Origin of the sequence: Methanothermobacter sp. KEPCO 2, from assembly GCF_041228365.1 — an archaeon.
GTDB classification, from domain to species: Archaea; Methanobacteriota; Methanobacteria; order Methanobacteriales; family Methanothermobacteraceae; genus Methanothermobacter; species Methanothermobacter marburgensis.
The window spans coordinates 1,417,292-1,430,954 of record NZ_CP166185.1; the positions used below are offsets into that span (position 1 = coordinate 1,417,292).

Annotated in this window: 13 protein-coding genes; 3 read left to right on the forward strand and 10 right to left on the reverse strand. The window is 49.4% G+C overall.

Annotated elements, in window-relative coordinates; genetic code table 11:
• Nucleotides 1–8 precede the first annotated feature (8 nt).
• The 5 genes from AB9H23_RS07585 to AB9H23_RS07605 form a co-directional block, all read right to left on the reverse strand.
• A complete protein-coding gene (locus AB9H23_RS07585) occupies nucleotides 9–740 on the reverse strand; it encodes a tRNA (adenine-N1)-methyltransferase (RefSeq protein WP_321211311.1) in 732 nt (243 codons plus the stop codon).
• 4 nt (nucleotides 741–744) lie between these two features.
• Entirely contained in the window at nucleotides 745–2,955 is a 2,211-nt protein-coding gene (locus tag AB9H23_RS07590) for a DEAD/DEAH box helicase (protein ID WP_370004651.1), read from the reverse strand.
• Nucleotides 2,956–3,099: 144 nt separating this feature from the next.
• On the reverse strand, nucleotides 3,100–3,420 hold the full coding sequence (locus AB9H23_RS07595) for a DUF5400 domain-containing protein (protein WP_321211313.1): 321 nt from the start codon (nucleotides 3,418–3,420) through the stop codon (nucleotides 3,100–3,102).
• A 10-nt stretch (nucleotides 3,421–3,430) separates the two neighbouring features.
• Nucleotides 3,431–4,228 (reverse strand): DsrE family protein, encoded by a 798-nt coding sequence (locus AB9H23_RS07600; RefSeq protein ID WP_370004652.1) that lies wholly within the window; start codon nucleotides 4,226–4,228, stop codon nucleotides 3,431–3,433.
• Nucleotides 4,229–4,230: 2 nt separating this feature from the next.
• Complete coding sequence (locus AB9H23_RS07605; protein ID WP_370004653.1) at nucleotides 4,231–4,902, reverse strand: DUF169 domain-containing protein; 672 nt, start codon at nucleotides 4,900–4,902, stop codon at nucleotides 4,231–4,233.
• A 114-nt stretch (nucleotides 4,903–5,016) separates the two neighbouring features.
• Here AB9H23_RS07605 and AB9H23_RS07610 point away from each other — a divergent pair, with 114 nt between their 5' ends.
• Entirely contained in the window at nucleotides 5,017–6,525 is a 1,509-nt protein-coding gene (locus AB9H23_RS07610) for a GAF domain-containing protein (protein ID WP_370004654.1), read from the forward strand.
• Nucleotides 6,526–6,551: 26 nt separating this feature from the next.
• Here the strand turns inward: AB9H23_RS07610 and AB9H23_RS07615 are convergent, their stop codons facing one another.
• From AB9H23_RS07615 to AB9H23_RS07635, 5 genes are read right to left on the reverse strand one after another with little or no spacing between them, the layout of a single operon-like run.
• The gene (locus AB9H23_RS07615) at nucleotides 6,552–7,733 is read right to left on the reverse strand and encodes an aconitase X catalytic domain-containing protein (protein WP_321211317.1); all 1,182 of its coding nucleotides are present in this window, start codon (nucleotides 7,731–7,733) and stop codon (nucleotides 6,552–6,554) included.
• A 20-nt stretch (nucleotides 7,734–7,753) separates the two neighbouring features.
• On the reverse strand, nucleotides 7,754–9,130 hold the full coding sequence (locus tag AB9H23_RS07620) for a DHH family phosphoesterase (RefSeq protein ID WP_321211318.1): 1,377 nt from the start codon (nucleotides 9,128–9,130) through the stop codon (nucleotides 7,754–7,756).
• The gene (locus AB9H23_RS07625) at nucleotides 9,096–9,497 is read right to left on the reverse strand and encodes a 30S ribosomal protein S15 (RefSeq protein WP_013294852.1); all 402 of its coding nucleotides are present in this window, start codon (nucleotides 9,495–9,497) and stop codon (nucleotides 9,096–9,098) included. Before AB9H23_RS07625 ends, AB9H23_RS07620 begins: the two co-directional genes overlap by 35 nt.
• Nucleotides 9,497–10,060 carry an XTP/dITP diphosphatase gene (locus AB9H23_RS07630; RefSeq protein ID WP_147671322.1) on the reverse strand — a complete coding sequence of 188 codons (564 nt, stop codon included), beginning with the start codon at nucleotides 10,058–10,060 and terminating at the stop codon, nucleotides 9,497–9,499. Before AB9H23_RS07630 ends, AB9H23_RS07625 begins: the two co-directional genes overlap by 1 nt.
• Nucleotides 10,061–10,099: 39 nt before the next feature.
• Nucleotides 10,100–11,719 (reverse strand): bifunctional N(6)-L-threonylcarbamoyladenine synthase/serine/threonine protein kinase, encoded by a 1,620-nt coding sequence (locus AB9H23_RS07635; RefSeq protein ID WP_321211319.1) that lies wholly within the window; start codon nucleotides 11,717–11,719, stop codon nucleotides 10,100–10,102.
• A 102-nt stretch (nucleotides 11,720–11,821) separates the two neighbouring features.
• Between AB9H23_RS07635 and cobT the strand changes: the two genes are divergently transcribed.
• Nucleotides 11,822–12,892: a nicotinate mononucleotide-dependent phosphoribosyltransferase CobT gene (gene cobT, locus AB9H23_RS07640; protein ID WP_370004655.1), complete on the forward strand. Its 1,071-nt coding sequence runs from the start codon at nucleotides 11,822–11,824 to the stop codon at nucleotides 12,890–12,892.
• A 24-nt stretch (nucleotides 12,893–12,916) separates the two neighbouring features.
• Nucleotides 12,917–13,555, forward strand: a complete 639-nt coding sequence (locus AB9H23_RS07645; RefSeq protein WP_370004656.1) for a hypothetical protein — start codon at nucleotides 12,917–12,919, stop codon at nucleotides 13,553–13,555.
• The last annotated feature ends 108 nt before the right edge of the window (nucleotides 13,556–13,663 follow it).

The window sequence follows — 13,663 nt, forward strand, 5'->3', positions numbered from 1 at the left end:
AAATCCCTCTAGACCTTTCTCATGAATGTGAGGTATCCTGTGTGTCCGACCATTCTGGTCCTGGGGCGTGTCCCTTGCTTCCTGACCTCAATTTCACGTTCAATTATCTCGGATGTCCTCATATCTGCAAATCCCACCTTTGAGCCGACCCTGTGCAGAATTTTCACCTGTTCAATGTAGGGGTTGTAGAAAACAGCCCACCCCCCTCTAATAAGGGATTCATGCAGATCCTCCATAAGCTCCCAGGGCTGGGGAAGATCCAGGAAGACAAGGTCAAGGTCATCCTCATCTATACCCTCCTTTATATCTCTGTTTTTTACCTCAATATTTTTAAATCCAAAGTCCCTGATGTTCCTTTCTGCAACCTCTGCAAAGTCCTCCCGTATCTCATAGGTTGTAACATGCCCTGATTCACCCACCACATTTGCCAGGTACATTGCAACTGTACCCGCACCGGTACCTGCATCAACAACCCTTGAGCCGTTCACTATTCCTGTGTATGCACAGATCATTCCTATATCCTTGGGAAGGAGTATGGAGCACCTCCTTTCCATGAGTTCAAGGTAATCTGAGAGGCTGGGTTTAAGGACATACACCTCCCTTCCAAGGTGGGTTCTGAGAACATCCCCTGGTCTGGCCTCCTCTATCATCCGGGACTGGATGATTCCCATGTCAGTCTGAAAGTCCTCCCCTGCCTTCAGGAGGTACTTTTTACCCCTTTCATCCATGAGTATACGCAATTGATCACCCTCTCATTTTTTCTGAATCCCTGAATTCTGTTTCAATAACCTTTCTAATCTCGGATGCTATCCTTTTACCGATTCCCTCCACTTCCATGAGCTCCTTCTCTGATGCGTTCATAACCGCTTCAACCGAACCGAAACTTTCAAGGAGCCTTCTGGCATACTTGGATCCAATGTAGGGAAGTGATTCCACAATGAAGAGCTGCTTTTCCTGGAGGGTGAGGGGTTTCTTATCTGTCCTGATACGCATGTCAGGTTTTCCCTCCCTCTGTTCCCTCAGGGCTATCCTCCTTATCATTGCAGCCGTATCTGCAGGGGACCTTGTGGGGATTATGGGTATTCCAAAGTCCACCGCAACTGATGCAAGGGCACCCCTCACAGCATCGGGGTTCATGAAGCCCGAGTAGAGGTCCTCACCCTCTATTATCATCACAGGGCGCTTGAAGTTTTCCACCATTTCCCTGGCCTGCCTGTAAAGTCTCTTATCCATAATTGACCCCAGGAAATCCTGGGTGGTTTTTCTTTCAATCACAGTGTCATCGCTGACCTGATAATCACCCACAGAGAGTGTTCTGAGTTCAAAGTCCACCCCCATCTTCCTGAGCTCCCTGAGAACCCTTGAGTTAACCTCACGTGAATCCACGTAGATGAATGGTCTTTCACCGTCAGTTTCAGGAAACCCAAGGGGCGTCAGTTCAATTTTCATGGAACCCCCCCTGAGGCTTTCCTTCATGGTTTTTTCCTTCCTGATACTTGAGTAATAGTAGGCCTCGTCCCGTGTCTTTTCTGTCATGAGGACAACCATTCTTCCTGATCTTCTTCTTCCTGTCCTTCCCCTCCTCTGTATCATCCTTATCTCCGATGGGACAGGCTCGTACATGACCACAAGGTCAACTGAGGGTATATCTATTCCCTCCTCTGCCACGCTGGTTGATATGAGAACATCGTGGTTTCCCATCCTGAATGACTTGATTATATCCCGTTGCTGTTTCTGGGTGAGGCCCTTTTCACCGCTTCTGCTGTTCTGACCATAAAATTTAACGGCGTTTATACCCTCACGTACACAGCGCTGGTATATTTCCTCAAGGGTGTCACGGAACTGGGTGAAAACTATTATTCTTGAGTCTCCCCCTTCAAGTTCCTTTCTGAGTATTTCAATGAGCCTGTCAAGTTTTGGGTGTTCAACCCCTGAAACAGAGGCCTTTCGGGTGAGGTACATGGCCCTTGTGAAGTCAGGGTCCATAATGAGGCTTCTGGCAGCCTTTGTGTTCTTCTTTTTAAGTCGGGTGAGGTATTTGTGAAGTGGATGGATCCCCTGGGTTTCAAGGAGTTCAAGGGCGTGCTCCACATTTATTGAGGCTGCTATGAGTGATATGGCCCTGTAACATGATTTTGGCGGATTTGATGAGCGCGCGATCCTGTTCTGAACACGGCCCCTGGCCTTCAGGAGGTCCCTTTTACCCACACTCACAGTCTCTATGACTCCAAGGTTCTTGAGCATCTTCAGCCGCGTCTTTAAAACCTTCTTCAGGAGGTCCCTTATCTCCTCAAGTTCGGGCTTCATCTTGACCCTGACCCATTCTATCCTGATGGGTTTGAGGTAGGGCCTGACGTCAGGGTCCTTTTCTGTCTTCACAACCACCTCGTTGAGGAAGAGGTTACTGCAGACGGTTTTTATTTTGTCCTCATCTGCACCGGGGGAGGCTGTCAATCCCAGTATAAGGGGGTTTTTCGCGGTCTGCATATAAGTGGATGCAAGGAAGACATAGGAGTAGGAACCAACGGCACGGTGGCACTCATCGAATACAAGGAGTGAAACGTCGCCTAGGTCGTACCTCCCGGCCAGGATGTCTGATTCTATTGTCTGGGGTGTTGCAGATATGACCCTGGACTCATTCCAGCGCTTCACCCTTTCCTCAGGGTTTATGCTCCCTGTGAGTGAGGTGCATGGTGCGAGGAGGAAGTCCCTGAAGCTCTCCTCATGCTGTATGGCCAGCGGTTTGCTGGGAGATAAAATGAGCACCCTGGACCCCCTGTATTTCTGCAGCCTCTCTGCAGCCACCAGAACGGCAACAATGGTTTTTCCAAGGGCCGTGGGAGCCACTATCATCGAGTTACCCTTCCTTAGGACGTCTGCTGCCAGTAACTGCTGGTAGGTCCTTGCCTCGACTGTCCCTGGTTTTATCAGTGGGTGCTCTATGTACCTTGCCATGGTCTTCTATCTGGTGATCAATTTATTTAATGATTTAATCATGGCATCCGCTGTTAATGCATATGCTGGAGCGAGATGTAAAGTAGAATTAAATTTCCGGTACCCACATGGGGAAATAAAAAATAGAAATTAGGAGACTTAAAGTTATGCAAGGACCGATGCAGCTGCAAGCACCGCCACTGTGGTCATGGTGCTGAGATGACATGCGTATAGGGGAGCGGTCTGGAAGTTATCCCTGAGTACCGGGAAAAACTGGGTGTAGGCTGATATACCGGCCAGGAGCTGGAGGGCCACAGCAAGATACATTAGATTCCCACCACCTATCACAAGGTTCAGCCCCGTTGCAATGATCGCAAGGATGAGGACCCCAAAGTGGGGTGCCATCCTCATCCCCATTATACGGAATGTTATAAAACCTGAGGGGATCCCTGCAAGTAGCAGAGCAAACACAATAACCTGATACATCCTATCACCTCTAGAAGTTCACTACGGCGTACCTGGGGTCGCTAAGGAGTGTTATGAATGTCGCGGCCCCGGCGATTTTACATCCTTCTGTTATTTTATCTTCTGTGAGCCCCCTGAACTGGGCGCTCATCTCGCAGACATAAACTTTAGCACCCATTTCAATTACCTCCTCCATGAGTTCATTGAGGGCCGGGAAGGCCGGGTGTTTAACCTTTGCTGCCGCGCCCCTCCTGGCAAGGCTCACACCATCCATCAGAAGGAACACAGTGACGTCCTTACCCATGCTCAGGGCAGCCTTTGAGAATATGAATGTGGCGTAGGCCCTCTCCGCATTACCTGTTCCATTGCTCTGAACAACCAGAACCCTGTCCCTTCCTGTGAATTCCTTTTTCTCGGTCTTTTCTATTTTTTCAAGTATAAGGCTGGTATTTGATTTTTCTATCACCCTGGCGTTCATTTCAGGGGCTGAAACCGCAAGGTCATCGATAACGTCCTGACTTTCGGACTTTATTTTTATTCTCATCCCTGATTTCATTGATGATAGTTTTTCGCCTACGATTATAAGGGGTCCAGGACAGGTTTCACCGGTGACGTCCACCTCTTCAATCTCTCCACGTGAAATATCAACCACCACTCCATCAGGTCCTTTTTTAGCAGAATAATTCATTCCGTGCCTGGATGCAACCCTTTCAATCTCTTCATAGTTCTCCCTGAGTATTAACTGGATGTTTTCCTGGCCATTCTTCAGGATGTTGTCTGTGATTATGGCTGCAGCGTATCTGTTTATTCCTCTGAGGTTGATCCTCATGGTTACCCCCATGTCTCCCTGAATTTTCTGAGGGCATCCACTATTCCCTCAAGTTCCTCTGCAGGGACTCCAACTGCGAGTTCCTCTGGCTTTATTCCGGCATATTTTCTTGACCCGTTGCATCCCATTGTAATATTTGGAAGGCCCCTCTGGATGACCGCAGCAACTGCATCTGCGCAGAGTGACTGTATACCTGAGTAGTCCCCTGTGATTCTGCCACCCCTCTCGTGGAGGTATGCCTGGCTGAGTCTCAGTGCCTGGGCAGGTTTGAGTATCAGCACAACCACGTCGGGTTCAAAGTCAGCATCCTCAAGTGGAGCGTACTCTGAGGCATAATATTCCTCATCTAGCATTGGCACAGCCTTCACGGTTTCATGGGCCGCTTCAGGGGTGCTGTAGTTTCCGAGTTTGTGGTACATGCTCCCATCTGCAACAGGCGCTGGAAGGCTGCAGAGGCCCATGGCGGCGGCACCACCCTTACAGAGGTGTTCCTCTGCTGTTGCATGGCCCTTTAGCCCATTTAATCTGGCCTCCTGTATGAATTCGCAGTGCCTCCTTTTTTCAAGTCTGGGACCTGATGTTTCTTCATCTGCCTTAACAAGTTTGACAGCCACGGGGCTGCCCTCCATCTGCAGGAGTTCTTTGAGTTCACCTGCGATCTCACGGTAATCCATACAACCACCTCAACATTATAGTATAACTATACAATAAAGTATAAAAAACTCATATTTAAATATTTCTATAAAATTATAATTCATGGTTATACCATAGGTAAATGGGGTGAGATCTTGGAGAACCTTTCTGAAACCGAGAAGCTGATAATGTCCTACCTTGAATCGAACCCGCCAGAGGAGTGCATGCTGGATAAGATAACCAGGGGAATAAACCGCAGCAGGGCCACCGTACTCAAATACCTCCACATCCTGGAGGCAAGGGGACTTGTGACCTACAGGATGGTGGGCAGAAGTAAACTATGGATGCCAACAAGGGATGCAGATGTTAAGACAGTGGAGTACCGGGACGACACCTCAAGGGCCCCGGAGATCATAAAGAATGCCTCGGAGATTCACGAGACACTTCTCAGGCTTCTGGAACTTGAAAGAAAAATAGATGACCCTGATAAACTGGTTTTCACAGTAAACACACTCCTTGACATAGTTGTCGCCAATGAATCATTCAGGAGAATGTTCCCTGGCGCCAGAAACCTTGAGGATATCATGGACAGGGAAAGTATAATACTTCTTGAAAGCAGAATGCATGCTCCTGGTAAAATACAGGCGGATCTCAGGGGAAGAGATGGTATAAGGAGAACCTACAGCCTCTTTATAAGTCCTGTAAATAACTTCTGGGTGATTATCGCAAAGGATATGGCAAGCTCATCATTCTCAAAGAATGAACTTGAAGTCCTCCTCACAATCACAAGGCTCAGGACATCATCCGATAGCCTGGAGGACTTTCTTGGGTCTGCAAGGGAGGAACTGGCAGGAGTTCTGGATATCAAACAGATATCAGTGGTCCTGAAAGACGCATCAGGTTTAAACCAGGTCTATGACCACCCTTCATCAATTAAACTTGAAGAATTTGATTATTTCATATACAGAAGCATCGAAACACTTGAAACTGTCTCATGGAGCTCGAATAAGGGCCTCATGTTATCGGTTCCCCTCATAACAGAGGAAAGGGCAAGGGGGGCCATGATACTTGAGGTGCCTGATGACTCCATATCATCCAGGGCACTTGAAATCGTGGAAATGTTTGCCGATGAGGTCTCAGAGTACATTGAACTTGAGAGGCTCAGAAGGGAGAACGAGGAATTTATAAGAACACTCCTTGCAATGAACAGGGTTTCTGAGATTATAAACAGCGATGAGGAAGAGAACAGGATACTTGAGAAATCAATTGAGGCCGTCATAGATACCCTTGAATTCGAAATGGGATGCATCTACCTCATGGAAGAGGAAAGGGAACTCAAACTCAGGGTCCAGAAGAACCTGCCCGAGACCCTCAGCCGTATGTGCATGGCCGGGGTATTCACGGACCTCTTCAGCAGATCAATTGAGGATGAGCGGGTAATATATATAACCGCAGAATCCCCTGAATACCGCATGATCCATGATTCAATACGTAAAAATAATATAAGGACTATTTTAATGATTCCAATCAGGTTTTCAGGGGAAATAATCGGGATACTGAACCTTGCAAGTTACAGTGTGAAGCCCTATAACAGGATAAGCCTTGAAAACATCTCATCCATTGGGCTTCAGCTTGGAAGTGCCATCAGAAAAATAAAGGGTTAGAGTGCCGGGCAGTTATTCCAGGCAGTTTACAATTTAAGGAGATTCATCCAGTCATCATAGACTGTATCAAGGCCGCACATACTTGGGACATAGTTGGCTGCCTTTGCAGAGTCAACACCAAGGACCTCATAGCCCAGTTCCTCCACAGGAGCCACAACCATGCAGGTGTCGGATACAACCATTCCCCCGGCAGCCTCTATCACATCTGTGTAGCCCATACGGTCCGCGGCACTTTTTATGGCGGCAGATGTGCATACCCAGAGATCACAGTCAGTGCCCTTCTTACCCACAAAGGATGCTATCCTTCTTATCTCATCAAGGGAGCAGTGGGGGCATCCAAGGCAGATTAAATCAGGACTATCAGAGGTGGTGGAAAGTTCCTCACGGGCCTCTGATATGTCACCGGCATCCACCCTGATCCTCTCATCCACATCATCCAGGGAAGCATCCCTGTACTCAGGTGTTATGCCATCAACATGGTAGAGTGCAACAGCACCTGATGACGCCATGGCAGCTCCAAGGGCTTTAAGATCCTCGGGCGCAGGCAAACCCCTTAGTTTGAAGTACGGCACACCCTCTCCTGCAATCCTCCCTGCAATGTAACCGAGGGCACCGTAGTCTGCACCTGAGAGGTCACATTCCACATCAACCAGAAGGGTGGCCTTTCTGTTTTCATCAAGGTGGTAACCGTATTCAGGTGTCCTTCCACATATTGCAGCTGCAAGGGCCCCCGGGCCGCCCTCCCTGTTTGTCCTGGCACCGAGAACCGAGTTTGCATAGGAAACCGCAGATGACTCTGACCATGCAATATGGGACCCCCTGAGGGGCACGTTCCCTATGAGGTAAGGGGTGCAGGTGCAGGTGTTCATAACATCCATTGATGAGTAGGCTTCCACTATTCTGAGCTGTCTCCTGGCAAATTCATCTGAAAAACCCATCTCCCTCCATCTCTCCAGGTCCATGCCGGCAGGGTTTAGTGTACTCTGGACCCTGACCCTGGCACCACCCTCACTCAGGTCCTCCAGGTATTCAAGGCCTGCGTCTCCTATGGTTTTGTAGGAAACACCTGAGATCTGGGCGGATGATATTTCAACCATCCTCTCAGCCCCGTAGATGTCACCCAGGGCCACCAGTATCTCCATACTCTTCTGGATGGTTTCACCGAATTCGCCGTCATACATCTTCTCTTCGATTCCATCAAGGTACATAATCAACACCAAGGCAGCACTCACGATTTAATCTGAGCACCTGTTATTTCATCCACCAGCTGGAGGAAACTCTCCATATCCCTGTAGGGTACCATGGCACCGGCCGCTATATCATGCCCGCCACCTGTACCACCAAAACTGGATGCTGCATCCCTGAGGGCAGCCCCCAGATTAACACCCCTCTCAACAGCAGGTCTGGTGGTCCTTGCAGATACCTTCACATGCTGGTCCATCCTTGAAAGACCAAGGAGTGGAATATCAGGGTTCAGCAGTTTCAGGGAGAGTGATATGCTTGCTATGGTCCCCATTATCCCCTTAAAGACCCTGTCCTCACTGTAAATGTACTGTATATTCTCCATTACAGTGGATCCCTCCCTCCTGATCCATGCAAGGCCCCTTATGAGCTCTTCACGGTAATTTTTCTGGAGTTCAAGGCCCACTTCAAGGGCACCTTCACCCTCACCAAGGCATAGACCTATTCCAATACCGTATTTACGGTTCTTTCCACAGGCATCAAGAATCCCTGCAAAATCAGACAGGTCACCAACTGCTGGCTGAAACTCCCTTGAAGTGAAAACCTCACCGAATATATCAGGGTTTATCCTTGATAGCTCATCCCTGAGGATGTCCTTCTCCTCGGGTGAGAGGTCAGCGTATTTTATCCCATATGAGACTCCTATACGCTCAAGAAAACCCCTTGAAGCCTCGATGTCCCCTGTTAATCCAGGGAGAGGGGGATTGAATGTGTATGCAATGGAACGGTAAAGGGGCTCGGTGTATCGTGATGCCAGTTTGAGGTCGCTGTGAACCTGCAGGACACCTGCTTCAATCGCCTCATCCATTATGAAACGGTTTGCACCTGTGAACCCGTCACTGTACTGCATATCGCCCAGTGCTCCAACCAGGGCCAGCTGCCCCGTATTTCTGCTGATGTTCCTGGTTGCCAGGTAGGCTGCCCCCGAGGCGCTGAGGTCCCTGCTTCCATCAAGGCCGTGAAGATGGGGATTGACGTGTACAACGTTGGAATCGGCCTCAAATTCAGAGGGCTGGTGATGGTCGGCAACTATGATATCGGCCTTGAGCCTTGATATCTCCTCAAGGTAGGCGCTTCCCATGTCACAGAAAAAGAAGAGGGAGTACTTCTCCCTTCCAAGTTTTTTTATGAACTCCTTCCTGAGTCTTGAAAGGATGGAGATGTGGAACTGGCCGTTTCTTGATGAAATGGCCCGTGCAACAACTCCTGCAGCTGACAGACCGTCGGCATCGTTGTGGGATATGACCCTTATTATGCTTCCCTTCTCCAGGTGCTCCTCAAGGAGTTTTGAGGCCTCTGACCCCCTCTTTAAGATTGAGTCGGGGAGTTTACTTAACGAGTAGGGCTGCTTTCTGTGGGTCATATCTCCATCCTTCAGGCAGGACACCTTCTCTCACATAGTACTTCACAAGGCGCCTTATCTTTGATTCAACAATCTGCAGACCCCTCCTTGTGTGGAGGTCCTTTGGGTGCTCCTTGAGGTGGTCCCTTATGTTGACAGCCTTTCTTATGAGGTTCATGAGATCCTCAGGGTATTCAGGATTCATACCATGTTTTTCCAGTATCTGGGTTATTTTGAGTCCGGTGACGGCCTTAACGCTTGGTATGCCGTGCTGGTCCCTAAGTATGATTCCTATCCTGCTTGTGGAGTTACCCTCCCTGTATAACTTTACTATGAGATCCTCGATTTCTTCGTTTGAGTATTCAACCCATTCAGGTTTTAGAGCCATTAAATCACCTCATAATTTTCAGTATACCACTGTGCAAATTTTTTAAGGGCCCTGCTCCTGTGTGAAAACCTGTTCTTTTCGATGGTACTGAGTTCTCCAAAGCTCCTATCCATACCTTCAGGATAAAACAGGGGGTCAAATGCGAATCCCCTGGTTCCACGTTCCTCAGTACCTATACGTCCTTTCACCACGCCTAGAAAAACCTCGGGTTCGGAGTTGGGGGCGCAGAACCCAACAGCCGACCTGAACTCAGCGTAGCGGTCTTCAACATTTTCCATGAGCTTTAAGATACCTCTGTTTCCAATGGTATCCTGTACATAGGCAGAATAGGGTCCTGGAAACCATTTAAGGGCCCTTATAAATAGTCCTGCATCCTCTACAATAACAGGACCGTCCATGATCCTGGCTGCATGCTCTGCACCGTACCGGGCCACCTCTTCAAGGGTTCCCTGAAGTTCAGGGTAGCCCAGATCAGCATGCTCAAGTTCTATTCCGGTATCATGGAAGATCTTTTCTGCCTCAGATAATTTGTGTTTATTGCCTGTTATAAATGTTACCTTCAATGTGAATCACCTTCAGGTTTTTCTCTTATTTTCTAGGATTCACCCATCCCTGTCCCTGGTTGTGTATCTACCCCTTGCCTCTATTTCATCTATCTTTGATGAGATATCAGCGTCTGTGAACTTCCTGTAGCCCTCAAGCACGCTCCTGAAACAGTCTGATGCAAGCTGGTAGTGTGTGCTCTCCAGGGATTTTTTCAGCACAAGGAGATCCACCCCCATGTCCTCGATTTCATCCGAGAACATGCCCAGGCCAAAGTCTATGAGGACCACCTCATCCCCCCGAAGGATTATGTTGGACCCTGTGAGGTCTCCATGTATTATACCCGCACGGTGCAGTTTTCCAGCAGCCTCACCTATTCTTGAGCAGAGTTCCTTATTTTCAACAGCGTCCCTGAACCTTGTACCCTCAATCTCCTCCATGATGATGGTTCCCTTTTCTGTATCCACGTCAAAGAGTATGGGTGTCCGTACCCCGGCGCTCTTTGCCTGGTTGATGAGGCGGGCCTCCCTCCTGGTCCGGGATGATCTGAGTTTATGGTCGATTTCAGGGATCCTGTAACCCTTTGATATTCTTTCCTTAACAATACACGGTCTTCCCATCCACTCGCCGCTGTAAATATTGGCTTCGGCACCCCTGGCCCTGAGGTTTCCCTGAAACTGTACCACATGTTCTGACTCCCGCATCCAGGGGACATCCACCTCATCTGTCCTGTAGCGCTGCACAACAGATGTTTCCTCTATCCTCTGGGGCCCATGATGTCTGTGGACAAGATGTCCCAGCCAGGCTATCATGGCCCCGTTGTCACCGCAGTATTCAGGGGGTGGCATATGGAAGTCCACACCGTGCTCCCTGCACATGGTCTCCATCATTTCACGGAGCCTTCTGTTAACGGCAACACCCCCACAGAGGAGGACCTCGCCCTTTTCTGTGTAGGCAAGAGCACGCTCACTGACCTCAACGAGCATGGAGAAGGCTGTCTCCTGCAGACTGTAGGCCAGGTTCTCAAGTTTTTCACCGGTCTCCAGTTTCCTGATGGCCGCCGTTAAAAGACCTGAGAATGAGATGTCCATCCCCTTCACACTGTAGGGAAGCTCCACGTACTCTGATGCCTCGGCTGCAAGTCCCTCAATGACGGGACCCCCGGGGTGGCCAAGGCCGGCCTCCCTTGCGAACTGGTCCAGCATGTTTCCCACCGCGATGTCAAGGGTTTCACCGAACACCCTGTACCTGCCCTGGTTGAAGGCTATGACCTGGGTATTCCCACCACTCACATAGAGTGAAAGAGGGTCTGCTGCACCTGTTGTTAGCCTACCTATCTCTATATGACCTATACAGTGATTCACACCCACTATTGGTATTTTAAGTGAAATTGCCAGGGTTCTTGCGGCTGTTGCAACTGTTCTGAGGGCTGGCCCCAGACCAGGGCCCCTGGAGAAGGATATGAGTCCTATTTCATCCATATCCACTCCTGCATCCTCCAGCGCTTCCCCTACAAGCACCGGTATCCACCGGGCGTGGTGTTCGGCGGCTTCTCTGGGATGTATGCCACCCCTTTCAGGTATAAGTGGTCTGCCCCTGAGTGAGAGCACCCTTCCACTGTCATCAACGATACCAACACCCGTCTTCTCTGCGGTTCCCTCTATACCGAGACACAACATTTTATTGATCACCACCGGTTGAGGTGCGTAAGGTCACCAGAACTGTAACTACTTTATTTATTCACGGTTATAACTATTGTATCGGTGAAAAGGTGAATGGAAATGTTTGATGGACTTAGGATTTATGGATCAGGTGATTACCTGGAGGGGGTTCTTGACAGGGAATCCCTCTTCATATGTGCAGTTGCAACAACCGAGACATCAAGGATTCCGGGGATAACAGGGGCCGGGGCCGGACCAGACCTGACTGAGTACACACCTGCGGCTGATGTTGAACTAATAGTACATGACGCCCCAAGGTGTCTTCCTGAGATACCCCAGACAATTGTGGAGGGCGAATCTGCACCCACACCTGCGGTTATAACAAAGGCCTCCCTTGAACTGGCTGAGGTACCCTTCATGGTTGCGGATGCAGGGGCCTCGGTGAAACCCGACGTGCCCTATATAAACATCAACTCAGGGCATGGAGGGGATATAAGAACAGGGAGGGCCGTGGATAATCCTGAGAGAATATATGAGAGGGGATTCATGGCTGGCAGGATGCTATCGAAACTCACAGAGCACCTTGTGATTGGCGAAAGCACACCGGCCGGTACAACAACCGCCCTGGGGGTCCTGACGGCCCTTGGCTATGACGCTGATTTCAGGGTCAGCGCAAGTCTACCTGAAAATCCCCACAATCTCAAGAGGGATGTTGTAATGGAGGGTCTCAGGAATGCAGGCCTTGAGAAGGGTGATTGCAGTGAAGATCCATTCCGGGCCGTTGCTGCAGTTGGTGACCCAATGATACCAGCAGTTGCAGGTATGTGCATGGGGAGCGGTGTCCCTGTAACACTTGCAGGGGGGACCCAGATGACCGCGGTATGCGCCCTCATGAAGGCGATTGATCCTGCATTCGACTTTTCAGGCACGGCAATTGCAACGACCATATTCGTTGCAGAGGATGAAACATCGGATATAAACAGGATCGCTGACCAGATAGGTGAAATCGATATCTACGCAGTTGACCCCGGCTTTGAGAGGGCATCCCACAGGGGTCTTCACGAGTACCTCAATGGCTCGGTCAAGGAGGGCGTGGGTGCAGGGGGCGCAATGCTCCTGGCACTTCTTCATGGAATATCTGTTGAGAGCATAAGGAACAGGGTTGAGGAGCTCTGCAACACAATACTCTGATTGAGGGGTGATATTCTGTTATCCATGGGCAGGGGGGGTCTGGATGGTATGATACCGGGCCCTGCAATCCTCATGGTAGCAGTGCTCCTTTATATTTCAGGTCTTTTTCTGGACGCTTCTGGCATGTCACCGCCATATGGGTTTCTCAACGGGAATATGGTGGTTCATTTTTCCTCCTTTCCTGGCTTCAGGGAGCAGTTCATTGACTATCTGGGCGCAACAGCTTTCTGGATATTCGTATCAAATATCACCCAGGCACTGGTTTTCATATTCACACTTGCAACCACCATTCAGGTTTTGAAGGTAATTGTTCTATCAGGGGCGCTCCTCCACAATCTCGTATCCACGTGGGGATTCAGGGGGTTTCTGATCTATGCAGGTACGGTGCACCTCCACCTTGAGGTTATGGGATGTATATTCTCACTGCAGGCCGCCAGGGTTTTTATTGGTTCGATACTGGAGTCCATATCAAGAGGATCCGCAGAACCACTGATAGGCGCCATAAAAGAAAGGCTTCTGTCCCTGATAGTACTGATCGCTATCATATTCGCAATGGCGGCCATTATTGAGGTTTTCTGGGGCACCTGGTGGGTCTATATATTCACAGAGAGACAGGTTTCATGGACCTACTTCCACAGCCATGTTGCCTCTGTGGAGCTGTGACTTTAAGTAGATCTGAGACTCTGGAGCAGGAGTACAGCCGTGACTTTAATGTATAGAAACTGAGTTGGGGTGTCTGTGATTTTTCGGGGGAAAAAAGAGGATAGGATG